General features: G+C 38.9%; 23 protein-coding genes. 12 read left to right on the forward strand and 11 right to left on the reverse strand.

The window, feature by feature from the left end; all coding sequences use genetic code 11:
- Positions 1 to 32: 32 nt before the first annotated feature.
- The 4 genes from QZL88_RS20005 to QZL88_RS20020 all read right to left on the reverse strand — a co-directional run bounded on the left by QZL88_RS20005 (position 33) and on the right by QZL88_RS20020 (position 3,253).
- The gene (locus QZL88_RS20005; protein ID WP_296944489.1) at positions 33 to 443 is read right to left on the reverse strand and encodes a transcriptional repressor; all 411 of its coding nucleotides are present in this window, start codon (positions 441 to 443) and stop codon (positions 33 to 35) included.
- A 156-nt stretch (positions 444 to 599) separates the two neighbouring features.
- A complete protein-coding gene (locus QZL88_RS20010; protein ID WP_296944491.1) occupies positions 600 to 2,222 on the reverse strand; it encodes a hypothetical protein in 1,623 nt (540 codons plus the stop codon).
- 15 nt (positions 2,223 to 2,237) lie between these two features.
- Positions 2,238 to 2,708 carry a hypothetical protein gene (locus QZL88_RS20015; RefSeq protein WP_296944493.1) on the reverse strand — a complete coding sequence of 157 codons (471 nt, stop codon included), beginning with the start codon at positions 2,706 to 2,708 and terminating at the stop codon, positions 2,238 to 2,240.
- Positions 2,708 to 3,253 carry a hypothetical protein gene (locus QZL88_RS20020; RefSeq protein ID WP_296944495.1) on the reverse strand — a complete coding sequence of 182 codons (546 nt, stop codon included), beginning with the start codon at positions 3,251 to 3,253 and terminating at the stop codon, positions 2,708 to 2,710. Before QZL88_RS20020 ends, QZL88_RS20015 begins: the two co-directional genes overlap by 1 nt.
- A gap of 223 nt (positions 3,254 to 3,476) precedes the next feature.
- Here QZL88_RS20020 and QZL88_RS20025 point away from each other — a divergent pair, with 223 nt between their 5' ends.
- Entirely contained in the window at positions 3,477 to 4,346 is an 870-nt protein-coding gene (locus QZL88_RS20025; RefSeq protein WP_296944496.1) for a hypothetical protein, read from the forward strand.
- Positions 4,347 to 4,417: 71 nt separating this feature from the next.
- Here QZL88_RS20025 and QZL88_RS20030 read toward each other — a convergent pair whose 3' ends face one another.
- Positions 4,418 to 4,771: a hypothetical protein gene (locus QZL88_RS20030; RefSeq protein WP_296944499.1), complete on the reverse strand. Its 354-nt coding sequence runs from the start codon at positions 4,769 to 4,771 to the stop codon at positions 4,418 to 4,420.
- Positions 4,772 to 4,854: 83 nt separating this feature from the next.
- On the opposite strand from QZL88_RS20030, the gene QZL88_RS20035 reads away from it, so the two are divergent.
- Positions 4,855 to 6,198, forward strand: a complete 1,344-nt coding sequence (locus tag QZL88_RS20035; RefSeq protein ID WP_296944501.1) for a hypothetical protein — start codon at positions 4,855 to 4,857, stop codon at positions 6,196 to 6,198.
- Here QZL88_RS20035 and QZL88_RS20040 read toward each other — a convergent pair.
- Positions 6,195 to 8,375: a hypothetical protein gene (locus QZL88_RS20040; protein ID WP_296944504.1), complete on the reverse strand. Its 2,181-nt coding sequence runs from the start codon at positions 8,373 to 8,375 to the stop codon at positions 6,195 to 6,197. The two genes, QZL88_RS20035 and QZL88_RS20040, sit on opposite strands and share 4 nt — an antisense overlap.
- 99 nt (positions 8,376 to 8,474) lie before the next feature.
- Between QZL88_RS20040 and QZL88_RS20045 the strand changes: the two genes are divergently transcribed.
- Positions 8,475 to 8,921: a hypothetical protein gene (locus tag QZL88_RS20045; RefSeq protein ID WP_296944507.1), complete on the forward strand. Its 447-nt coding sequence runs from the start codon at positions 8,475 to 8,477 to the stop codon at positions 8,919 to 8,921.
- 150 nt (positions 8,922 to 9,071) lie between these two features.
- Here the strand turns inward: QZL88_RS20045 and QZL88_RS20050 are convergent, their stop codons facing one another.
- Positions 9,072 to 9,764 (reverse strand): hypothetical protein, encoded by a 693-nt coding sequence (locus QZL88_RS20050; RefSeq protein ID WP_296944510.1) that lies wholly within the window; start codon positions 9,762 to 9,764, stop codon positions 9,072 to 9,074.
- Positions 9,765 to 10,063: 299 nt separating this feature from the next.
- On the opposite strand from QZL88_RS20050, the gene QZL88_RS20055 reads away from it, so the two are divergent.
- Positions 10,064 to 10,384 (forward strand): hypothetical protein, encoded by a 321-nt coding sequence (locus tag QZL88_RS20055; protein ID WP_296944512.1) that lies wholly within the window; start codon positions 10,064 to 10,066, stop codon positions 10,382 to 10,384.
- A gap of 96 nt (positions 10,385 to 10,480) precedes the next feature.
- Here the strand turns inward: QZL88_RS20055 and QZL88_RS20060 are convergent, their stop codons facing one another.
- Positions 10,481 to 11,497 carry a hypothetical protein gene (locus QZL88_RS20060; RefSeq protein ID WP_296944514.1) on the reverse strand — a complete coding sequence of 339 codons (1,017 nt, stop codon included), beginning with the start codon at positions 11,495 to 11,497 and terminating at the stop codon, positions 10,481 to 10,483.
- Positions 11,498 to 12,145: 648 nt separating this feature from the next.
- On the opposite strand from QZL88_RS20060, the gene QZL88_RS20065 reads away from it, so the two are divergent.
- The 7 genes from QZL88_RS20065 to QZL88_RS20095 all read left to right on the forward strand — a co-directional run bounded on the left by QZL88_RS20065 (position 12,146) and on the right by QZL88_RS20095 (position 19,787).
- Positions 12,146 to 12,529 carry a hypothetical protein gene (locus QZL88_RS20065; protein ID WP_296944517.1) on the forward strand — a complete coding sequence of 128 codons (384 nt, stop codon included), beginning with the start codon at positions 12,146 to 12,148 and terminating at the stop codon, positions 12,527 to 12,529.
- A 408-nt stretch (positions 12,530 to 12,937) separates the two neighbouring features.
- Positions 12,938 to 13,891 (forward strand): fimbrillin family protein, encoded by a 954-nt coding sequence (locus QZL88_RS20070; protein WP_296944520.1) that lies wholly within the window; start codon positions 12,938 to 12,940, stop codon positions 13,889 to 13,891.
- Between the two features lie 82 nt (positions 13,892 to 13,973).
- Positions 13,974 to 14,981 carry a fimbrillin family protein gene (locus QZL88_RS20075; protein ID WP_296944522.1) on the forward strand — a complete coding sequence of 336 codons (1,008 nt, stop codon included), beginning with the start codon at positions 13,974 to 13,976 and terminating at the stop codon, positions 14,979 to 14,981.
- A 368-nt stretch (positions 14,982 to 15,349) separates the two neighbouring features.
- On the forward strand, positions 15,350 to 15,751 hold the full coding sequence (locus tag QZL88_RS20080; protein ID WP_296944524.1) for a DUF3244 domain-containing protein: 402 nt from the start codon (positions 15,350 to 15,352) through the stop codon (positions 15,749 to 15,751).
- Positions 15,752 to 15,831: 80 nt separating this feature from the next.
- The gene (locus QZL88_RS20085; protein ID WP_296944527.1) at positions 15,832 to 17,538 is read left to right on the forward strand and encodes a tetratricopeptide repeat protein; all 1,707 of its coding nucleotides are present in this window, start codon (positions 15,832 to 15,834) and stop codon (positions 17,536 to 17,538) included.
- Positions 17,539 to 17,608: 70 nt separating this feature from the next.
- A complete protein-coding gene (locus QZL88_RS20090) occupies positions 17,609 to 18,004 on the forward strand; it encodes a DUF3244 domain-containing protein (protein ID WP_296944530.1) in 396 nt (131 codons plus the stop codon).
- A 79-nt stretch (positions 18,005 to 18,083) separates the two neighbouring features.
- The gene (locus tag QZL88_RS20095; RefSeq protein ID WP_296944533.1) at positions 18,084 to 19,787 is read left to right on the forward strand and encodes a hypothetical protein; all 1,704 of its coding nucleotides are present in this window, start codon (positions 18,084 to 18,086) and stop codon (positions 19,785 to 19,787) included.
- Positions 19,788 to 19,810: 23 nt separating this feature from the next.
- Here the strand turns inward: QZL88_RS20095 and QZL88_RS20100 are convergent, their stop codons facing one another.
- Both QZL88_RS20100 and QZL88_RS20105 read right to left on the reverse strand, forming a co-directional pair.
- Positions 19,811 to 20,278, reverse strand: a complete 468-nt coding sequence (locus tag QZL88_RS20100) for a YbaK/EbsC family protein (RefSeq protein WP_296944536.1) — start codon at positions 20,276 to 20,278, stop codon at positions 19,811 to 19,813.
- A 12-nt stretch (positions 20,279 to 20,290) separates the two neighbouring features.
- Complete coding sequence (locus QZL88_RS20105) at positions 20,291 to 21,280, reverse strand: leucine-rich repeat domain-containing protein (RefSeq protein ID WP_296944537.1); 990 nt, start codon at positions 21,278 to 21,280, stop codon at positions 20,291 to 20,293.
- Between the two features lie 83 nt (positions 21,281 to 21,363).
- Here QZL88_RS20105 and QZL88_RS20110 point away from each other — a divergent pair, with 83 nt between their 5' ends.
- Positions 21,364 to 22,491 carry a phage portal protein gene (locus QZL88_RS20110; RefSeq protein ID WP_296944539.1) on the forward strand — a complete coding sequence of 376 codons (1,128 nt, stop codon included), beginning with the start codon at positions 21,364 to 21,366 and terminating at the stop codon, positions 22,489 to 22,491.
- 70 nt (positions 22,492 to 22,561) lie between these two features.
- Here the strand turns inward: QZL88_RS20110 and QZL88_RS20115 are convergent, their stop codons facing one another.
- A complete protein-coding gene (locus tag QZL88_RS20115) occupies positions 22,562 to 23,419 on the reverse strand; it encodes a hypothetical protein (protein ID WP_296944541.1) in 858 nt (285 codons plus the stop codon).
- Positions 23,420 to 23,499: the final 80 nt, after the last annotated feature.

Raw genomic sequence — 23,499 nt, forward strand, 5'->3', positions numbered from 1 at the left:
CAGATCCGGATATATTAATTGTATGTCCGGATTTATTTTTTCAGGCAATCCGGGCAAGTACCTTCAAATAGAAGCTGTAGTGACTCCACTTTGTAGCCGCTGGGCAAATGTAGATTATTATCTAAGATGGACGAATCCAAACATATAACCCTGTCGCATATAGAGCAATGAAAGTGAGGATGTATCTTCGATAAGACCAGTTGACCATTCAGGGCATATTTGACTACATTACTATTGAGCACAATGCGATGAATAACCTTAGATTCTTCCAGGGTTTTCAGAGAACGGTAGAATGTTACACGGTCAAACAGATCAGAGAATGCGTCTTTGATCTCATTTTCGGTCAACGCAGTATCTTCGCTTTGTATCAGTTTATCGATAATACATTTGCGGCATACAGTTTTCTTAATACCATGCTCTTTTAATATCTGTTCGGCTGTCATAACTATTCTTTTTACAAAAATAATAAAAAGCTTAAGATAAACATAGCTTCTATCTGTTTTGCAGGTTCTTCTACTTTCAAGTGGCCTTAATCTGCCTCTATCGTAGTTCTCAAAATAGACCGCTGTTACACATTTACAGCGGTCGTATTTATCACCCTATTTTATCCTCGCATTATACGAGTCCGAATAATGATATTTCATCTGTAAGACAAACAGGTCATCCTTACTGTTGTGTTTCACATTCAGCTCATCTACTATTATATAGCGCTTAGTAGACAATTCATAAACAGCTATCGACACACTGATTTCCTTCAACCATTCGGCCACTTCCCTGTTTATGGGTAAGGTTTGTACCGTAAACTGCTCTGTCACGTCTTTATTGAAGACCGATTCTATCCGGCTACTGGTTGTATATCCCGGTGTCTGGGTGCGATGAATGGTTGTGGTTTCCGACTTAAAATCAGTCTGTTCCGTACCTCCGAAATTGAAGGAACACCATCCTCCGAGCGAGCCCAGGAATGCAAAGTCATTCACTTTGTACAGACAGTCGGGAAGTATCCTATAGGTTAGAGGTTTACTTATAGCTTTGCCGTCGCGACACAAATATACTCTTACAATGCCCGCTTTAGCATATTTATCCAGTACTATTTTATCTATGTCGAGGCATGCTGTATTTACGGTGTGGTAGTCACTCTTGTCTTGTACATCTGAAATTTTGTAGTCCAGATAACTATCGGCTTGTGTGTAAACTTTGTATAATATGCCCAGTTTGCACTGCGTGTCGTTACTTTCGGGCGCAGGATCGGAGAGGATAAAGTTGAAATATTGCTTCTGTCCCCTGATATGAGTAAGTACAGGCTGCCGGGTCAATGACTCTATCTCATTGTTTTGGCTGATGTCATAAACATATTCCGATAAATTATTTTTTTCCAGATTACGGTCGTATCCAGTAAGAGCAAACAGGATATCAGAATGGTAGAACGTTTCGGTGTCGACACCATTGAAACGCTTGGCTATAAAGCGAAAATCGGTCATTGTACCTGTATTACACCAGCCTCTTCCTTCGAGAAATTTATCCGAATATGTATTTGTATTAGCCCACATTGTATTCATATCGAACCACAAAGGCATTCCGAAATAAGACTTGGATAGGGTCGTGGCATATGTTCCCATTTTGGTATAATCCTTTATGCCCGGCGATATACCTGTGTCTTTGTAAATGTCGAGTTGTATTTCGCAATTTTCGTCATCTCCGAGAATGGAGTCGGGATAGTATGATTGAGTATAATTTCCATTGATGCTAATAAAATCACTGTTTTCAGGTTTAAACGATTTGAAAGTATATGCTGTACCGTAACCTTTCGAGACGATATTGATTGTTGTCCCATTTTTAATTTCGGCTCCATTGATGATAAGGGGTATCGATATATCGAAATTCCCTTTGAAGAAGGGATCGGAAAGCAGGCATTTTCTTATGTTTTCTGTTGTAATGACAACACTTTCTCTGTTTATATGGAATGTGGTATTATTGACTTTACTCTTATTGTCTGTACCTGTAAATTTGTGGGAGGTACTTGATGATGTATCAATAAACTCAAACCCGGTTTCACTTTCTGCTATATCATTTACTTTTAAAACCTGTAAGTTGAAATCAATTTTATTGTTTAATGCAGATTCTTTCTCTATCACACTTTCGAATACTACAAAATTGGGATTTCCGGCCAATGAAACTATTTCCGGCTCGTCTATCTGTGCTATTTTATTTATTATATTTTTCATTTTTTACTTACTGTTTTATTCAAAATATTTACTTAACTCATCTGTTATTGCATCAAAAAGCATATCCGCCCATTTGCCGTCCCATTGCTTTTCTATTTCCTCCTCCAGCATTGCCAGTACCGGACGCCCCCTGTAGCCGTCGCGCCGGATAGCCCTGCCGATCAGGAACAGCGTACTGTTGTCGGTAGGTATGCCGCGCGATAAAGCCCAGTCGCGTAATGCGTCGATTGGCGGTTGCTTGCCTGTGCAGGGTTTTCGTCCCTGCTCGATGTAGTCAATATAATTGTCGAACAGGGTTTCTATCACCACCGAATCGCCTATCTTGCGGATTTCCACTCTTACACTCTCTTGTAGTGTGCTGCTTTTGAGCGTGTTTTTGCCTGTTTTGGCATTTGTGCCCACCTTATTGTCCGACAGTATGGTTTGCGACAGCTTCAACACATCGGCCGCGATAGCCTCTATGACTTTTGTAATCGCTGTATCCATTATTTACGGGTTTTGATGTCGAAGTCGGGTAGCTTTTGCACGAATACCTCACAATTGTTCGCCGGAAGTATATCGAAACCGGGCAGAAGGGATTCGTCTTCAAACTGATTATCCGTATTGAACTGTTCGTCTATCAGGCAAAGGTTTTGCATATTCGCCTGAGTGAAGTTGACCGAAAAGCGGCAACCGCAGGCATTGTTGTCGTAATAGTCGCGCAGGGTGGTGTATGTCCAGTCGGGGCGGATACTGATACCATAATCCGGATTTTTCTTTATCCGTTCCACGATGTTCAGCCCGATGGAGAAAGCGAGGTTTTGCAGGTGATGCACCGACTCTTCGGTGGAAGGAAGAAACAGGATGGAAAAGTTTACCGAATTGGTGAATACATTGTCCTGATTACGCCCCGTGAGCGGGTCTTCGAGCCAGAACAGGGGATGGGTTTCCTTGCCGCTGCCGAGTTCGTAATTGCGGTTGTAATAAAAGGCCCTGATGGTCTTGTGTTGCTGCGCCTGTCGGCGAAAGATTTGTAGAATGTTGTTTATCATATCCTTTTTGTTATTGGTGATGTTTTTATGGTATAGATAAAGTTTTTGAAATTTGATAATGATTTACCATCGGAAAATTCCATTGTGAGTATTAAACTTTTGTTAAATTATTCAGTCTATATTTGTAGGACGTATAATTTCAAGATTTCAAAATTTCATAATCTCAAGATTATGTTTTTCAATTTTGAAATCTTGAAACTTTAAATCTTGAAACAAATATCACATGAAACTACCCACCCACATATCCTCTATATTCCCCCTGCGGGGGCTAGGGGGCTTATTCTTAGCCTGTTGCCTGTTCTTTGCTGCCTGCGGTGACAAGAACGACCCCTATATCCCCGAACCCGAACCACCCGTACCCCCGCCTGAGGAAAAGGAAAATATCGTCTTTAACCTCGACGGAAACCTCATCCGTGCGAGGAAATCTACATTGGGCGATGCGGTATTCAATATCGACGGCGACTATATCCGTGCAGGGGAAAAGGCTACTGGCGACATTGTATTTAATATCGACGGCAAACTGATCCGTGCCGGAGAGAAAAAGACAGGCGATGTGGTCTTTAATATCGATGGCGACTATATCCGTGCCGGAGAAAAAGCTGATGGGTATATTGTTCTTAATATAGATAGATTGTATTTGAGAGGAGTGAGTGAATACAGTAATATTATGTATAGAGTAATCAAATGGTTTGATGATGATTATAAAATATATCCGGGAAATAATACAAGCGGACAGCCAGTTTTTAGAGTAATCAAATGGTTTGATGATGACTATAAAATATATCCGGGAAATAATACAAGCGGACAGCCAGTTTTTAGAGTAATCAAATGGTTTGATGATGACTATAAAATATATCCGGGAAATAATACAAGCGGACAGCCAGTTTTTAGAGTAATCAAATGGTTTGATGATGACTATAAAATATATCCGGGAAATAATACAAGCGGACAGCCAGTTTTTAGAGTAATCAAATGGTTTGATGATGACTATAAAATATATCCGGGAAATAATACAGGCGGACAGCCAGTTTTTAGGATAATCAAATGGTTGGATGATGACTATAAAATATATCTAGGTAATAATTACTATTAGCCTTTTCTCCATTCTATTGTATTTTTTATTGCCGGGGCTTGTATTCCCAAACCCCAACAATAGAATAACAATTAATTTCCTGACCACCTATCTACTTGCACTGCATCTTCCTGTGCACGGATAATATCGGTAACTGCTACCCTCGATTCTATACGAATATTTTTTATCGCATGTATCAGAGCTTCGTTATCTATAGAAGAAGTCGGTTCTATCGGTGGCATTAGCCCGCCTGCTGCAAATTCCCGTTGAAATGGCAGCTCGAAACCCTGTGATGCTCTGGCGAAAAAGCCTGTCATATCTGTTACACTTAGTTCCTTTCGCTGGGAATTTATATAGCGTACTAAACCGAGATTTTTAGACGTAGATTCACGATTGATTACATATTCGCCACCTTCCACTTCTATATTTGTACCTTCGATGCGCATACCGCCTTGAGAATTTTGATTGTGCTTATTAAACTTTAACCAAATTATTCAGTCTATATTTGTAGATACTAATACTAAACCTTATGAAACCATTCTACTACATACTATTCTTATTATTTATCTTCACCTTCTCCACATGCGGCGACAAGAACGACCCCTATATCCCCGAACCCGAACCACCCATACCCCCGCCTGTGGAAAAGGAAAATATCGTCTTTAACCTCGACGGCAACCTCATCCGTGCGGGGAAATCTACATTGGGCGATGCGGTATTCAATATCGACGGCGATTATATCCGTGCAGGGGAAAAGGCTACTGGCGACATTGTATTTAATATCGACGGCAAACTGATACGTGCCGGAGAGAAAAAAACAGGCGATGTGGTCTTTAATATCGATGGCGACTATATCCGTGCCGGAGAAAAAGCTGATGGGGATATTGTGTTTAATAGGGATGGGGTGTATGTGAGAGGGGGAGAGGGTAAAGAGAGTACTATAATATTAACCCTTACAAAATATTATGATGATAGGTGGACTATATATACAGGAGATAGCCCTCTTGGTACTCCCTTATTAACCCTTACAAAATATTATGATGATAGGTGGACTATATATACAGGAAATAACCCTCTTGGTACTCCCTTATTAACCCTTACAAAATATTATGATGATAGGTGGACTATATATACAGGAAATAGCCCTCTTGGTACTCCCTTATTAACCCTTACAAAATATTATGATGATAGGTGGACTATATATACAGGAAATAGCCCTCTTGGTACTCCCTTATTAACCCTTACAAAATATTATGATGATAGGTGGACTATATATACAGGAAATAGCCCTCTTGGTACTCCCTTATTAACCCTTACAAAATATTATGATGATAGGTGGACTATATATACAGGAAATAGCCCTCTTGGTACTCCCTTATTAACCCTTACAAAATATTATGATGATAGGTGGACTATATATACAGGAAATAGCCCTCTTGGTACTCCCTTATTAACCCTTACAAAATATTATGATGATAGGTGGACTATATATACAGGAAATAGCCCTCTTGGTACTCCCTTATTAACCCTTACAAAATATTATGATGATAGGTGGACTATATATACAGGAAATAGCCCTCTTGGTACTCCCTTATTAACCCTTACAAAATATTATGATGATAGGTGGACTATATATACAGGAAATAGCCCTCTTGGTACTCCCTTATTAACCCTTACAAAATATTATGATGATAGGTGGACTATATATACAGGAAATAGCCCTCTTGGTACTCCCTTATTAACCCTTACAAAATATTATGATGATAGGTGGACTATATATACAGGAAGTACCCCTCTTGGTACTCCCTTACTAACTCTTACAAAATATTATGATGATAGATGGACTATATATACAGGGAGTAATACCTATTAATTTCCCGACCATCTATCCACTTGCACTGCATTTTCCTGTGCACGGATAATATCCGTAACAGCCACTCTCGAATTAATTTTTATAGATTTTATGGCATCAATAAGTGCCTCATTATCAATCGTGTTTGGCGTTTCTATCGGTGGCATCATCCCTCCCGCGGCAAATTCCCGTTGGAATGGCAGTTCGAAGCCTTGTGATGCTCTGGCGAAGAATCCTGTAACGTCCGTAGGTGTCAGTTCCTTACGTTGTGAATTAATGTAACGAACCAAGCTTAGATTTTTACTCGTTGATTCTCTGTTTATAACATATTCGCCACCTTCCACTTCTATATTTGTACCTTCTATGCGCATGCCGCCTTGCGCATGGCGTTTGCCATTAAGTAATCCGCCATCGGCAAATTTAGCAAGCTGCTTGGTCATTATGCCCACCTGAATGGCACCTGCTGCGGTAACTACCGCTGCCAGTATAGGACCGAGAATAGGGCCATAAGATAAGGCTTTGGTTGCTCCTTGTGCTACATTGGCTATGGCTTCACCGATATTTTTTATTAATGTGGCTTTGCGGTTGAGTTTTTCTATTTTTTCTTGTTCGGCTTGCTTTTTAAGTTTTTTCTCTGTTAGTTCTTTTTCTTTTTTTTCAGTTTCTTCTTTTATTTTTATCGATTCAGCTGCAGCACTTTTTTCTGCATTTAGTTTTTCTGTTAAACTTCGTATGGCTTCTCCATTGTTAGTTTCAGTAGCTTCTTTTAGTTTTGCTTCTAAATCTGTTATGACTTTAGTCCTATTTTCTGCTTCTTTTATAATTCCATCATTCTTAGCTTTAAGATGTTTTATATCTTCATCTATTGCTTCTACCTCTGCCTTATATACACTACTAATCGCAGTAAATGCCGTACCCAAATAGTCGGCGGTCTGAGTCAATGCCCCTTTTATGCTATTTGTTATTTCCTGTCCTTTTGCCGCATATTGTTTCATTTGCTCCAGCCTTAGGCCCTGCTCTTTCTTTTCGGCGGTAGTAATCATTTCTTCGATGCGGATTTTTTCATCGGTGTATTTTTTCAGTATGGCAGCTTTTTCTTTTCCTATTGTTTCCACCATTTCTTTGTCGTCCTTATACGTCTCTTTCAGTTGATTGAAGCGTGTTATCTCGTGTATCATAGAAGCTGTGAGGCTGTCGTCGTAATGTTTGAGGTACTTAAGACCTTCCTCTATATTGCGCGACATTTCGCCGACATTGATAATTCCTTTGAATGAGTTTTCTGCTTTCTTTCCCACTTCTTCGGTCTTTTTAGCTGTATCTTCAGCTTGCTTGACTGTTTCCTTAGCCGCTTCGTCGGATGTTTCTTTGGCTTTTTTGGCGGCGTCTTCGTTTATTTTGGCCATTTTGGCCCTATGTATAGTTTCAATGGCCTCGGCCCGTGCTCTGCGCTCATCTTCAATCTCAGCCAGACCTTTCATATTGGCTTGGGAGTTTTTTATCTGCTCATTGTTCCAGTTTTTCAGGATTTCTTCTTTTTTTGCCGCTTCTTTATTGAGCCGTTTTATCTTCTCCTCCGAATCTTTATCCAGTTTTTGTTTGCCATGATAGATATTCTTTGTCAGCAATTCGGTCGTCTCTTTCAATCCTTTGTCTACAAAGGTTTTCTGAGCAAAAAAGTGTTCCTCATTGTTTTTCTTCAGATCTTCTTTCAGTTTTTTGTCGAGGGCGGCAAGGCTGTCATTTTTCTGTTTGTCGTAAATGGTAATGTCTGCCCCGGTTTTTTTAGCTGATTCTATTATCAGGGCATATTCTTTTTCCAGTTTCTTTTTTGCCGTTTCGCTTTGTTCTATAAGCAACTGTTCTTTTTCTTTGTATAAGGCATTGGTCTGTTCTATCGCCTTTCCTTTTTTGGCTTCGGCTTCTATTTCGGCCACAAGTGCCTGCATGCGTGCTTCGTTGAGTTTCTCCACGGTGCCGAATGCTTTCAGGTTCAGCGTGTTTAGTGCCTCCACGCGCGCGGCTACTTCTGCCGATGCCGTTGCTATCTGCCCGATATTGTCTATCACGTTTCCGGAATGTTTATAAAAGTTTGCAATCAGGATATCTTCTACTCCCAGAAATTTGCCAAACTTGGAAACTGCTTCCTCTGCTTTCTTTGTATTGATCTCAATATCAACGTTTATTGTTTTCTTTGCCATAAGTTTTTATAGTATAGATAAAGTTTATTATTTTTAATAATGGATTAAACCAATTATTAATTCTAAAGTCTATATTTATAAGTAATAATACCTAAAATCATGAAGAAGTATCTATATATTTTATTGGCCTCATTACTTAGCTTCAGCTTTAATAGTTGTGAAGAAGATATTTATTCTAGTCCTGTATCCGAACCGCCATCTAAATTACATTATAATGCTAAACGTACAGATACAGGCTATGTAATATATTCAGGAGGTTCTTCATCCGCAAGTGATATAGTTTATAATGTCAAACCTTCAGTTGCAGGCTATGTAATATATTCAGGAGGTTCTTCATCCGCAAGTGATATAGTTTATAATGTCAAACCTTCAGATGTTGGCTATGTAGTATATTCAGGAGGTTCTTCATCCGCAAGTGATATAGTTTATAATGTCAAACCTTCAGATGTTGGCTATGTAGTATATTCAGGAGGTTCTTCATCCGCAAGTGATATTATATATACTATATCTACTTTTACTAATAGTTTTTTGATATATAAAGTTTAATAATCTTCTTACTCAAAATATTTCATCCAATATCAAATAATCCTTATATTATTCCCTGTTCCCGTGCGATTACATTGCATAATTATTCTTCGTTTTATCTCCTTATCTGCCTTTCAAATTTATACTGTTCATCCTCAGTCCGCATCTTATCTATCCGGTAAAGGAGGAATCCGAAAACTTCGACAACTGCTTTTCCAGTGATTTGGTCAAATAAGTATATTTTATCCTCCGCCAGATCGGCAATCGTTTTATACCACCCCCATTTATTACAAAAGTCTTTGTATCCTTTAGAAACCGGTTTGCCTGAGCCACCACCGTTGAATAATGGTGCAAAATCGCTTCTGATTCTTTCTTTCTGTGCAAAAAAAAAGCTACCAACGGCAAGGCTTTGTCACACGACAGGCGGCGGAACATCTCTTTGCGCTGTGTGACAGTCACCGTATTGTAGCTTTCTCCGGCAGGTCGGCATACGATGGCAAGTGTTTCCGAAATCTTGGTCGGGCTGTCACTTTCCAGCGTTTGTTCTATGTCTATCCATTCGCCTAGTGTGAGCTGATCCGATGGGGAAATAAAGTAGTCCCGCCCATCGATATTTACGTGTGTATCCGGCTCCACATCGGTATTAGAAACAAAGCGGATAGCATCAGATACAGCATTAAACTGCAGAGGACGGGAGTTGAGTAACTCGCCGGCATCCAGTTTGCAAATATCAGCCACCATCTGCACATATTCTGTCTGGTCTTGCGGTATGCGCTTAAACCATTTTTCATAATCGGCAAGGCTAAGGTCGGCCCATGATTGTGGCACGGAGATTTTTTGGTTGTTGATTTCGATTTGTAACATAATTTTATAATTAATAGTTAATAATGAATAATTAATAATGAAAAGTTAAATTGAGTATTATAGATCGCTTGCGCCATTCTTCATTCTTCATTCTTTCTCACTGTATAGATAAATTACTTTTATTTTGATAACAGATTAATCAATTTATTTTATACAGCGATAGTGAAAAACACTTAAAAGAGAGGCGAAAGTGAGTGTACATGCAATAAAATATTTCATAACTTTTAAAGCAGACTCATATTATTTTTGATATATTTGAAAGAATATGGCTGACTAATGAGAACTAAAAAACGTATAAAATGCAAAAGAAACTATTAATCATTACTTTACTTATCGTCACCCTCGTATCCTGCGGGTCTATGAAAGATGCGATGTACTCCGAAAAGAACGTGCGCAAAGTAGAACTGGGTATGACCAAAGAAAAAGTTATATCCATAATGGGCAAATCGTACACATCGGCAGGAGCAATACAGACGCCGGAGGGCAGTGTCGAAATCATCAGATGGGATTCGGTTGATGATCTCGAAAAATATGAGTTTCACTTTGTGGATAAGATATTGAAAGAATGGCACAGGGTAAGGTTGGATTATCACGACCATCGGCCGAGAGTAGCACCATAAACAAGGCTCTTAATACTATACACAAGAAGCCCGGACAAATGATTTGCCCGGGCTTTCTCTAACCAAATGAATCTTTACTTACTTGAAAGCTAAACGTTATTCTTCTGCTTCACCGGCTTTATAAGTATCCGATACGATGAACAGGTCGGTGCTTTCGGCGGAGTTATCCACTGGCAGATAACCGGATGCTACTTTGTCTTTTTCGTCGATCACACCGTCTCCGTCCATATCAGCTATCCTTAATGATCCCAATCCTAACTCGTCCAGTGCTGTTTCTGTTTTATATTCCGGCGCTTCGTCTATTTGCTCCTGAGTGGTGAACAATCCTACAACCATATAACCATCGCGGAACGAAGTCTTGCCTTCCAGTTCTACTTTGTAGAATAATCCTTCGCTATTGAAGTGTTCAAACGCGGCTTTACCTTCGGCATCGGTAGTTACGCTATTCACTTCCACATATTCTTCCCCTTCGAGCTCGAAGAATGTGATTTTCGCACCCTCTGTCACAGCTTTTTCCGCAGCGCCTGCAGCCCATTCTTCGTTGGCGGCATATACTACAAAGTTTGCTGTAAATTCAGGAATGTCAACTACCGGAATTACCGATGCTACAACGTAGATTTTGCTTAGTCCGGCATCAGTTGCACTTGCCGAAGTGACCTCAATGTCATTTACCCAGATTTTACCATCTTTTTTGGCTATTCTGAGCGGGTCGCCTTTTGCGCTCTCTACGATAACTTCATCCCCTTCCTCTGCCGGAAAGTCGAATGTGCCTTTTACTATGTGGCGGGTAATATTTTCGGCTGTTACGTCAGTTTCTTCTTCTCCTTCGCCCTCTTCACCTTCTTTTGGGGCTTTTGCCGATTCGGGAGCCGGTTCTTCAGTTTGGTCGGCTACCGCAAATACTGTCAGTGCTTCTGTTCCGAGGTCATCTATCTTCACATCTTTCAATATGCTGGTAAAATCCCCTACATTTTCCATTTCGCCTAGTTTACCCAGCACTTCTTCCAGTTGTGTTTTTGCAGGCGGCGGCGTCGGATCGTCATCATCACTACAGGCTACAGATGTGAAAAGCAATGCTACTGCTACAAAACTCAAATAAAATAACTTTTTCATAATAAACATTTTAGTTAATAAAATTGATTAATAATTTAATTGATTAAAATTTATTTAATATCAGATCGATATAACTCTTCCGTACCGAAATCCTGATAAAAAGGCTTCGGTATATCCGCAATGTTTTATGTGTGAAGTTATTACTGGCAGGTCTTCGGCTATGGAAGACAGCCTTATTCAAATTTTGGTGTAGTGTATTCTATAAGAAAGATTTGGCCGTTAGACTAGAATCGTCATCTCCGGATCGACCGAAATCATAAGTATGACGGAAAAAAAGAAAAAAATGCTGTATAGGGTACAGTACTTTTAACTTTTTATCACATTTTTGCGAAATTATCATTGTGTATTATTTACGATTTAAGAAAATTCCGGCTTAATATTATTTTGTGTTAAAAAAAAGTTCTCGAATTACTATTTACTGTATCCTGAAAGTTACACAACCCATTACACTTACCTATACACTCATCACTACACTCACCTATACACTCACCAATACTATACTAAAGACAAGACTAAACAAGACTATATAAAAAAAGAAAACTATATAAAAGAAAAAAAAATCAGAGTATGGATAATTCAAAAAAAATATCATAAAATCTGCATAAAGTTGAAATGAGTTTATCTATACCCCAAAAACGAGCCGCAACTATGATAAATTTAATTCACAATACAGTCTACAAGCTAAAATCGGAACTGGTATCCGGTTGTATCCGCAATACCTGCCGGCTGGTGTCAGAGCACACTTGCTACCTGCTGTTGTTGTTTGCTGCTCTGTGGGAAATGTTTCACGGAAGTAATGATAATTTTTCGGAAAATTTGTTCAGATATCGCTGCTTGGATTATCTCTACACTGGTGATCTTTTTGGTTTCTCTGCTGCGGGGTGTGTGCCTGTTATGAAGAAAACTGCCAGATGTAAAGTTGTTTCACTTATTTCGCAGCAATTATTTTCTATGAAAAGCAATACTGAAATATTTTCACCGGGCGAGTCTCCACCACGGGTTTCATTGCTTTATCGACACTATCTATTTTAACATAGAAACAATCCATTAAACAAAATTTACTTTCGTTACGTTAATACTATGTGTTTTTCATGGTATTAGATTTTAAGGTTAATAATGAAGATTGGTTGTTGTGAAACAACCTTTTCTTTTTTTATCTCGGAAGTAAATTTTTGCAGGACGATTCATAATTGCGGTAATTCATTAAATGAAATTATTTTCATTTTTTTTTGAAAAAAAATATCAGATAAATATTCCATTTCAGGATAATGTGGATAGGATTAACACATATTTGTTATCGTTAAATCATAAAATATGCTAAGTTTAATTCACTTAAAATTAAACATTTATTCCCTCTGATTGTTATTTTAGAATATTGGATTATTTGGTTCAATGTACTCACAAACAGTTTGATAATACCTAAAAAAGCATCACTTAATTATGAAAAGAACTATCTTCAGCCTATTGGCATTGTGCATGCTGGTGGCATGCGACAACGATTCCGATGATTCTCCTAAATTTGATAAAGATTCCTATAGAGTCGATATCAGTGCAACAGTGCAAACCGCTAATTTAGTGAAGGCGGGACCTGTTAACGGTAATTTTACAACTGATTTTCCGATAGGCGTATACGCCTACAACATTTCGTGGAAAGCCGGAGCTTCGGCTAATGTAATCAACAGGGACTCGGCTGTAGTAGCCGGAGCTGCAGGCCATAGTGTAACATTTGCCAAAGGTCCATACTATTATCCAACGGATGGCACCGATCTTAGTTTCTTTGCATTTGCCCCCCGTGGCGCTGAAACCACAGCGGCTACTGCCGGTGTAAGTCCGGTAGTGGCTATAAATATGACAGGGCAGGAAGATGTAATGTGGGCTTCAGGCACAGGAAATAAGGTGGGATCTGCGGCCGCCGTTCATCCGGTACTCAATTTCCAGCATAGGCTTACGCAGTTACAATTTATATTCAAATCTGATGCTACTTACCCTGCATCAGGAAATTCCGTAGTCTCACTCACTGTGAACGGGCAGCCCAATCTGGCCACGATGACAGTGGAAACCGGTGCATGCACATTTAGCGGCAGTGCTAACATGCAGGCGTTGTCTTCGGCAAATCAGACCGCAGGGATAGCTATTACCACAGCAGGTACAGCCGCAAATTCTCCTGTGATGACAAATACAGCTTCAGGAGCAAGCGCATATACACTTACCATCGTAGTGAAACCGGCCGGAGGAGGCTCTAATGTGACGTATACCAATGTTCCTGTAAATCTTACAACTGTAGCCGGCAGTGCCCATGCCATAACACTCACATTCACTGCTACGGCTGTTAGCGCTACTGCTACTGTGGCCGATTGGCAGACAGGTACAGGCGGTACGGTGTCTGTATTGTAAATAATATAACATAATATACTATAGAGTACCCGGTGAATGTATCGGGTGCTCTATATTGGCTAACAGAAAGAATGATAGTGCTTTGAAAAATCTATTTTTTATTTTCTCTGTTCTTGGGCTGTCCATATTAGGAGGATGTACCTCCGATACAGATTTCATGCCCGATGAAGAGCTAGCCCATAAATATATTCCTGTCACTTTCTCATTGGATAATGTTGCGACTAAAGCTGTAGATAACACATCTTTGGGATGCGATATGGTTTTGTCCAACGATAATCCGGTAATATCCGTATCCATGGAGAAGGAGATACGGCAAGGGAAAAATCTGTTGCCATATGGATTGAAGACTTCATGGACTACAGGCAACAATCAGGTGAAATGGACTACCGGCGACCGCGTAGGGATGTTTATGCGTGATGCGGGAGGGAGTAATTCTTATGCAAGAGACAATGTCCTATATACTGTAGCCTCGGGTGGTGCAGCAAGTGCTTCTTTAACTACTAGTGCTTCACCGCTTTATTTCCCAAACAAGAGCAGCAGTATCAAATTTTACGCATATTATCCATACTCAGCATCCGTAAGTTCATTATCTGTAAATTATACATTACCAGCCGACCAGTCTACAGAACTGGCCTTGGGGAGTGCAGATATTATGTATGCCTCGCCTGCTGCCCAGAACGGTTCATCGCCCAATGTGCCTCTTGCTTTCAACCATCAGATGGTGTTGTTATCCTTCAATATAAAAGGGGGGATCCTTTCGGGGCTTTTTACTCTTACCCAGGTCACAGTCAGTGGCTCGGCAGTGACCAATACCGGAGTATTAAATCTGGCTACCGGAACATTAACTCCCAACACGGCAAGTACTTTCACAGCTACAGTAAATACAAGTAAGCCTGTGAGCAATACTCTTGTTGCAAATGTAGATGTGATCATAAATCCTTGCAGGATAGTAAGCAACAGTACTCTGCTGCCTACCGAACTGAAAGTAACCCTGACTTTTGGTTTGTTGTCACACGCTACTCATCTGGTAACCAGCGGTACATTTGTGGCAGGAACAAGGTATGTGTATAATCTGAATGTTGCTCTCTGAAATATGATACCTACCTATCTGTTTGCAGAAATATTTTTTTATTTGATAAATAAACTTTTATCTTTATCCTGTTATTATGGAAATCGGACTTATCAGAAAGCGCTAAACGTGAAAAATACGGGACAAAATCTTTCGAATCTCTTTTTTTAGCGATTGATTGTTAAAAATAAATCTATATTTTTCATTTTAACCATATGTGTTAAATTGCTATATATGTTAATCTTAACAAAATAATATCTAAGAAAAAATCTATATTCAATCTTTTCAATATGTTAATGTAAAAAATAGGATGTAATTTTATATAATCCTCTCACAACTTTATCTATACTTCTTTTATGTTTATTAATTAAAGTAAAAACTAAACAATTATGAGAATTAAAATTTTTTTTCTTGCGTTTTTGATCTCTTGCGTTGGCGGAATAGGTTATGCTGCCGTTGATAAAGTAGTGAATGTTGCTTTGCATAATGCTGGCGGACCAGGTGAAGGTGGCGGAATATTTCCTATGGCCAGAATGCTGTCTGTATCTCCGGTAACAGTGACTGTGACGGATGATGTGAATCTGGATGTATTATTCAGAACAAGTGTTGGTACAGTAGCTGTAACAATTAAAGACGAAGCAGGCGCGGTACATTATGTGAAAAACGTGGATACATCAGAAACAAACACTGTATCGGTGGATATCAGTATGCTTCCGGCAGGAACATATACTATATCATTTACAAATGCGGATAAGACATTGAACAAATTCGGCACTTTTGAGGTTAATTAATCGTTTATTTTTTATATAATAAATTTTAGAGGGGTTCGGGTTTACCAGCCCGAACCTTTTCAATTCTAGGTCTTAGTTTAATGAAAAATATAGCATTTGGTAAAAGTTATATACTTTGTCTACTATTAGTTTTCTTTTTCTATTCCTGCAAAAAAGACAATCATTCCGCAGAATTGTTAATAAAGGCACAGAGTATTGCTGAAAATAATCCATCCGAAGCTCTTTTATTGCTCGATTCTATTCAAAATCTGGAGCAAATGGACAGAAATAGCTATATGCAATATATAGTAGCACGGGTACAAGCGAAATTTAATATTCATCGTCCTGATATAAAGAATGATACCCTGATTTTGGACGCGTATAAGTATTTGGACGAAAAGAAAAATTATAGGCAATCGGCACTGGCTCATTATTACACAGCTGCATTATATAATGAAAATGAATTTGTAGATAAAGAGCTTGAACATTTCAAATTGGCGGCACATTATGCACGAAAGGTGGATGATAGTCTTTTGGTAGGTAAAAGTTTGCACTGGATCGGCATTCTGTACTTCAACAAAAATATGATGGATAGTGCCATCGTTAATTTTAAACAGTCATTACATTATTATCCAACATATAAGGAAGCAGAGAAATACAGGCTTCATGCATTAAATCTTATAGGCTTTTCATATGAAATTGCAGGCAAACTGGATAGTGCACTTGTTTATTCAGAAGAAGGTATGGTCTTGGCTGAAAAGTCTGATGATAAATCCAATATATTTACATTTTCACACTTGATGGGAGTAGTTTATCGGGAACTGGGTGACTACCCAAAGTCCGAGTTATACTTGCATAAGGCACTTTCCGGAACTACAAATTCAAATGAGTTGCGACGAATATGTCTTAGTATGCTGATGTTATACAATGGAATGAACCGGCTCGATTCTGCCAGACATTATTCCGACTTGCTTATTAATTATATTCCTGAAATGACATATATTAATACCCGGCAGGAAAGCTATGCAGCTATATCGGAATACTATAAGAAAAGTGGTGATTATAAAACGGCACTTTATTACACAAGTTTGTATGATGCTACTACCCAGGAAATCAAAGAAGCCGATAATACAAAAAAACTGGCCGAAGCCGACAGAAAGTATAAGGCGGTTATAGAACAGCAGGAACTGCAAAGTACACGTATGCGCAGTTATCTCTATTCAATAGGTGCTGTATCATTCACCCTGATTATTCTTCTTACTATCTATTTCAGGAGTAGGACATCACGTCTTAGACGTCAGAGAGTGGCCGAGCGCAACAAGCTGCTAGAGGAACAGTCGCAGGTGCAAGAACGGTTGCTTGTGCATCAGCACGAAAGCCTTACATATATGCAGGGTATATACCGTAGTATTGTAGACGAATGGGTCGATATAGACAAAAAGGTGAAGTCTCTTGCTAAAGAATTCGGGGTGAAAGAAGAACCCGAACTCTACATGAAAATAAAGCAGATGATAGAAAACTTTAAACAAAATACCAATCAGCAGCTAGTAGTACTGGCTAAAGAACATTTTCTGAAACAACCCTATGGCGATAGTGCTGTTTCTACCCTGAAAGATAAGGACTTGCTGCTGTTTATGCTTTACTATTGCGGATATAAACGTAACGATGTAGCAATTTTGTTGGGTGTTAATCCACACAAGGATAATATGGCCTTCCGCAAACTGGATTTGAGGAACAAACTACTCAAAGTAGGTATGGAACAGTACGATATTGAAAAAATATTATTTTCGGAAGAAAATGTAAATTAAAATATCTAACTTTATCAATTGGCTGTAAATGCCTGTTTAGAACACGCAATAATTTAAAAATTAATCTATTATGAGAACAAAATTTTACTTCTTAGTGTTTATTATGTTGTGTCTGGGGGGAACAACTTTTGCTGGTAATATCGTAGATGTTCCGGTGGGAGACGGACCCGGTGAAGGTGGTCCAACTATAAATCCTCCGGCTGCACGAATGGCTGTTATATCTCCTATATCAGTAAAAATGATTGATGATAAGAGTCTGGTAGTATCATTCAGTGCTAATTTAGGTGTTGTAACCGTAGCCGTTAAAGATGAAGCTGGCGCTGTATATTACACAAAAGTTGTAAATACGTCATATTCAGGCAAATTGTCGGTAAATATTTCTGCACTTCCAGCAGGTACATATACCATAACATTTGTGAATACTGCTACTTCTTTGAAAAAATATGGTACCTTTGAAATTGATTGATATTAAATTTTTCAAATAACAATATTGAGGGGGTTCGGGATTGCAAGTCCCGAACCTTTTCTAGTCTGGTTCTTTTTTAATGAGTAAAATAGCATTAGCTAAAAGTCTTACATATTCTCTTTTATTTATACTCTTTCTTTATTCTTGTGAGAAAGGCGGGCATCCTGCAAAACTATTGGAGCAAGCTCGGACTAAAATAGAAGATAATCCTTCCGAAGCACTTCTTCTGCTAGATTCTATCCGTAATCCTTCAGGTATGGATCAGGACAGCTATATGCGGTATATTTTACTGCATGTTCAGGCAAAGTCCTTGATGCGTAAGGATATAAAGGGAGATACTCTGGTATTTGATGCACAAAGGTATTTTGATACTAAAAATGATCCTTATCTGTCGGCTCTCGCACACTATTATACAGCAGGTGTATATCATGCGAATAATACTCCCGACAAAGAATTGGAGCATTTTATGCTGGCTGGGCATTATGCCCGCAAAGCCGGCAATAATTTACTGATGGGCAAAAGCCGGCATAGTATCGGTAACCTGTATTATGAAAAAGGTGTGATGGACAGTGCTATTGTCAACTACAGACAGGCACTGGATCTATATGCGAAGAATGGCAGAATGGAAGCCTTCAGGCTACAGATAATGAAATTTACAGGTATAGCTTACCAGGCTGAGGGAAAATTAGATAGTGCTTATTATTATTTCGACGAAGGTTTACGTTATTCGAAAGAGTTGAATAATGTTCCCTCTCAGGTATCTTTCACCCATATGCTGGGGATGCTATATCGTAAAAAAGGTGATCATCAGAAATCTGCTGATTATCTGAGAACTGCGCTTGCTGAAACTACCGACCAGCAAGAGGCTATAAGGATATGCCTTAGCTTTCTCAAATTATATCATAACCAGAATCAACCCGATTCGGCAAAATATTATTCAGAGCTGATGAAAGGACATCTGGCCAAAATAACATATCCGAGAACACTGGAAGACCTTTACAAATCGTTGTCGAGCTACCACGAAGAAAATGGAGACTACAAGGAAGCACTGCATTACAATAACTTATTACTGGATCTTACCCGGCAGATAAATGAATCGAACAGCCTGCAAAAATTGTCGGAAGCAGATAAAAAATATAAAGCCGCCCTCCATAAAAAAGAGCTGGATAGTTTGCTCATGCGCAACTATCTCTACTTGCTGGGTGGTATATCGCTCATACTCATTGTGCTTGTAATAGCATACTTCAATAACAGAACGATGCGGCTCAAACGGCAGAGGATAGACGAGCGCAACAAACTGTTGGAGGAACAGTCACTCGTTCAGCAGAAACTACTCGAACATCAGGACGAAAGTCTGACGTATATGCAGGGTATATACCGCAATATTGTAACCGAATGGGTGGAAATAGATAAACAGGTGAAATCACTCGCCAAAGAATTCGGAGCCAAAGAAGAACCCGAGCTTTATGTGAAAATAAAGAAGATGGTGGAAAACTTCAGGCAAAATACCAATGAACAGCTTGTGGGACAGGCTAAAGAGCATTTTCAGAAACAGCCGTATGGCGAAAATGTACTTTCGGTACTGAAAGATAAGGAGTTGCTACTGTTTATGCTTTACTATTGCGGATACAAACGTAACGATGTCGCAGTCCTGTTAGGTGTACGTCCACACAAGGAGAATATGAATTTCCGCAAACTGGACTTACGGAACAAATTACTTAAGGCAGGGATGCCGAAAGAAGACGTTGAGCAGATATTATTTGCAGAGGATAAAGAAGACTGATATTGTCCGGTTTTCCTCTGTACTCAAACCATTTCCTTTTTTGATATTTCTACTGTTTTGCCATCAAGCAGCGATACAATATTTTCAGGATTTATCTTTAATGTATGCAAACTGTCGCCCGTTCCTCCATAAACATAGTCAAAGTCCAATAATTTTTTATCAATAAAGCAAGGCAAATTATGCCCGATCAAAGGAACCGAGCCTGTTTCATAGCCGGTCGCCCTTTTCACATCTAGCCTGTCAGCCAGGCTGAATGTCGCGAAGCCTATATTACTACCCGTTTTTTTGAAATCTATTTTCCCGTTTTGGGCACTTACAATGAGTGCGACAAAGCCATTTTCTGTTTTTATGATAAATGCAGGAGCGGCTTTACTACTATCGAAGTACTTATCGGCGTCCTCTGTTTTTAATATAGGCTCATTGTGCCTGATTATTTCGTAGTCGCAGGCCGATTTATGCAGTAGTTCGTCTAATTGGTTAAGAGTGAGCATCTGTCCGGTTTATTATTTTTTACGAATAGTATTGAATACCCAGTTTTTTTTGCGGGCAATACTTTTGTCACTGGCTTCGAAGCCCGGGTTGTGAGATGCCCAAAGATATACAGACGATTCATTTTTAGGAAGCAAAGTGTATATTTTATTTAGGGCTTCTTCTCCAAGCTGGTTATCCTCCAAAAAAACAGTAATTAAATTATTGGAATCGCTGATATTGACTGATGATACCTGTGTTTTCATACAGTAAAGCGAACTCAGACGATTGTTATTATTCAGGTCGAGGGATTTGAGCGGATTTTCATTGCATGACAAACTAATCAATGCTGTGTTTTTACTTATATCTAACATTGAAAGAGAATTTTTGGAAATATAAAGAGTGCTAAGAATGAGATTGTTACTCAAATCAATTGCCGTGAGTTTATTATTGTTACAATTCAAATATCGCAGGTTTGGGCTTTTGCTTACATTTAATGATGTAAGCCTGTTATAGCTTACATCTAAATACTCAATCATCTGATTTTCAGATAAATCCAAAGATGTGATATTATTGCTTGCGAGATATAGGTTTACCAGTTCAGAACAGCCGGAGAAATCAAGGTAATTAATGCCTAACCCACTAGCCTTAAATACTTTTAATTGGGTACATTTTCCTATTTCCAGTTTTTGTAAGCGCATACTGTCTAAATCTATAGCAATAAGATCTGAAGTTCTAACCTTAATTGTATAAGATTTACCGGGATCAGAATAATTATGGCTCACTTTCTCAAAAATGAACATCCCCTTATGATCTTTTTTCATAGGCAATGTATATTCAATCTCTGTCCCATCGCCCCAATCAATCATAACAGAAGGTGCAAGAAGACTAAATGCTACTGTAGACGATGCTTTTTTTTGCATAGATGGAGTGATGGTTAACTCAATATTATGCCCGATATTATTTCCTTTATTGCCACACGATAGAAATAAAAAAAGAGAGATGATAAAGATTATTGATTTCATAGTAATTATTTTATTAAAGATATAAATTCCTTTCCATTCTGTTATCAAAATAAAAATAATTTATCTATACTCTAAAAACACCAATGAAAAAAAAGGAAAATATGAAACAACATTCGACAGGAGCCGATTATGCAGTAATTAAATTATCCCAATCGGTAAAATCATACCCGACGTTCACCCGCAACACAAAAGGCTGGGTAAGCTATGACCGCGACAATTTATTGCCGCAGCGAATCATTGAACTGAACAACGAATCGGCAATCAACAAAGCTGTGATAGAAAATAAAGTGACTTATATTTGCGGAACAGGAGTGAGGGACGGGGAGTATTACGGTCAACCTAATCCTGCCGACGACTGGGATGCATTGATAGAAAAAATAGCTAAAGATTATGTGACTTTCGGCGGATACTGCTTTCAGGTGATATTGAACGAAAACGGTAAGACGGTAAGCCTCTACCATACCGATTTCAGTAAAGTGAGGGTAGGGGAAGTCAACGAGTTCGGAACTTATCTTAGCTTCTTCCTGTCTAACGATTGGCGCAAGACATACGGAAAATTCGCTCCGGTAGAGATAAAGGCATATGGGGCCGAAGAAATGCAGAAAGGTGTTCCGTATCTTTTCTATTACAAGGATTATGAGCCGAGTCTCGATTATTACCCTGTGCCCCAGTATTATTCAGCATTGAATTATATAGAAGCAGATGGCTTGCTGGGCAAATTTTACCGCAACTCTATCAACAATGGTTTTGTACCTTCTACCATTATTACGATGCCGAGTAATCCGGCAGAGGAACAGAAAGAACAATTCCAGAAAGATATCGAAAGCAGTTATGCAGGTACGAACGGGGCAAACAGCATCGTTGTGCTTTGGGGCGAAAGTCAGGAAGTAAAGCCTGTGGTAACATCGTATACAGCGAGTAACAATGCTGATCTGTACAACAATGTGGATGAGATTATTTTCCAGAAAATCATATCAGCCCACCGCCTTACTTCTCCCACACTGGCAGGCTTGTCGGGGTCGGGAAATCTGAGCGGAAATGCCAATGAGATAATCAATTCATATGTGCTTTACAACCATACGGTTATTCATCAGCTTCGCCGCAAAATATTGGATACGCTAAGTATTTTTACCATCAATAACGGATATAAACGGTTGGTGGTGGAAGATCTGGATATTGTAAAAGAACTTGCTGCCGATAGCAATAATTAGTTTTTTGTATTTAATAGAAAAGCACGGGTTATACACTCGTGCTTTTCTTATTATTATACTTTTTGAACTGTTACCTCTTTGGTTCTGCTATTATAAAATACTTGGTTATTGATTCGTCGTAAGTTGGTGAATAATAAGCTATCAGTGCAATGTTTGACTTGGATGTTTCCCAAATTGCCAGTGGATAGTATTCGAAACCATCACCGTATATTATATCCAGTGGGTGTACAAAGCGGTTGTTGTATTCATCTGTTAGCGGCGATTGTGATACATCCGTTCCTTCATAGGTGAATTTGGTCTTCCCGTAAAGATTTGTAATATAATCATAGAATAGTTTACGCGATTTAGGAGCCAACTCTTCATAATTGAAGTTGTCGGGAACAAAATGTAGGATACTATAAGGCTTTTCGCCTGCATTAAATTCCTGAGGCAGATAATAACCTTCTACTTCCGAATTGAAATGTAAATCACCCTTCTTTATGCTTTCTGTGCTATTCCAGTCGATGCCGAGAAAATCCCGTCGGTCGGTCACTTCTATGAAAGCAGTGTCGCTGGCTAGTACTTCTCCGTTTTTGAATGCTGTAGCAGAAAACTTATAATGTCCCGGAAGGTTGAAAGTCTGGCTCATTGAATAGAGAAAGCTCCCGTCCTTGGATACATGCGTATATATTCCCGGCAGATCCCACACTACAGAGTCGTGTGAAACCTTAGATGAATAATCTAAGCTAATTGATATTTCTGTCCATTGATATATGTTAACCATGCTTTTGGAAGCTTTGAGGCTAACTTTTGCATAAGGCTTCTCTTCCGGAATTTCATTTCCTTTGTTATCGTCACCATTGTAATCGTTATCGTCGTTAGAGCACGATATGAAACCTGTGAATATGAGGGCCAGGGTAAATAAGAGCTTTGTAGATGTATTTTTCATGACAAATAATAATCAGTTCTATAATTAAGGTCTTAATGATTGTTTTTTTCGGTTATTTATATACAAATATAGCCTTTTAT

It is taken from the genome of uncultured Dysgonomonas sp., assembly GCF_900079725.1.
Classification (GTDB): domain Bacteria; phylum Bacteroidota; class Bacteroidia; order Bacteroidales; family Dysgonomonadaceae; genus Dysgonomonas.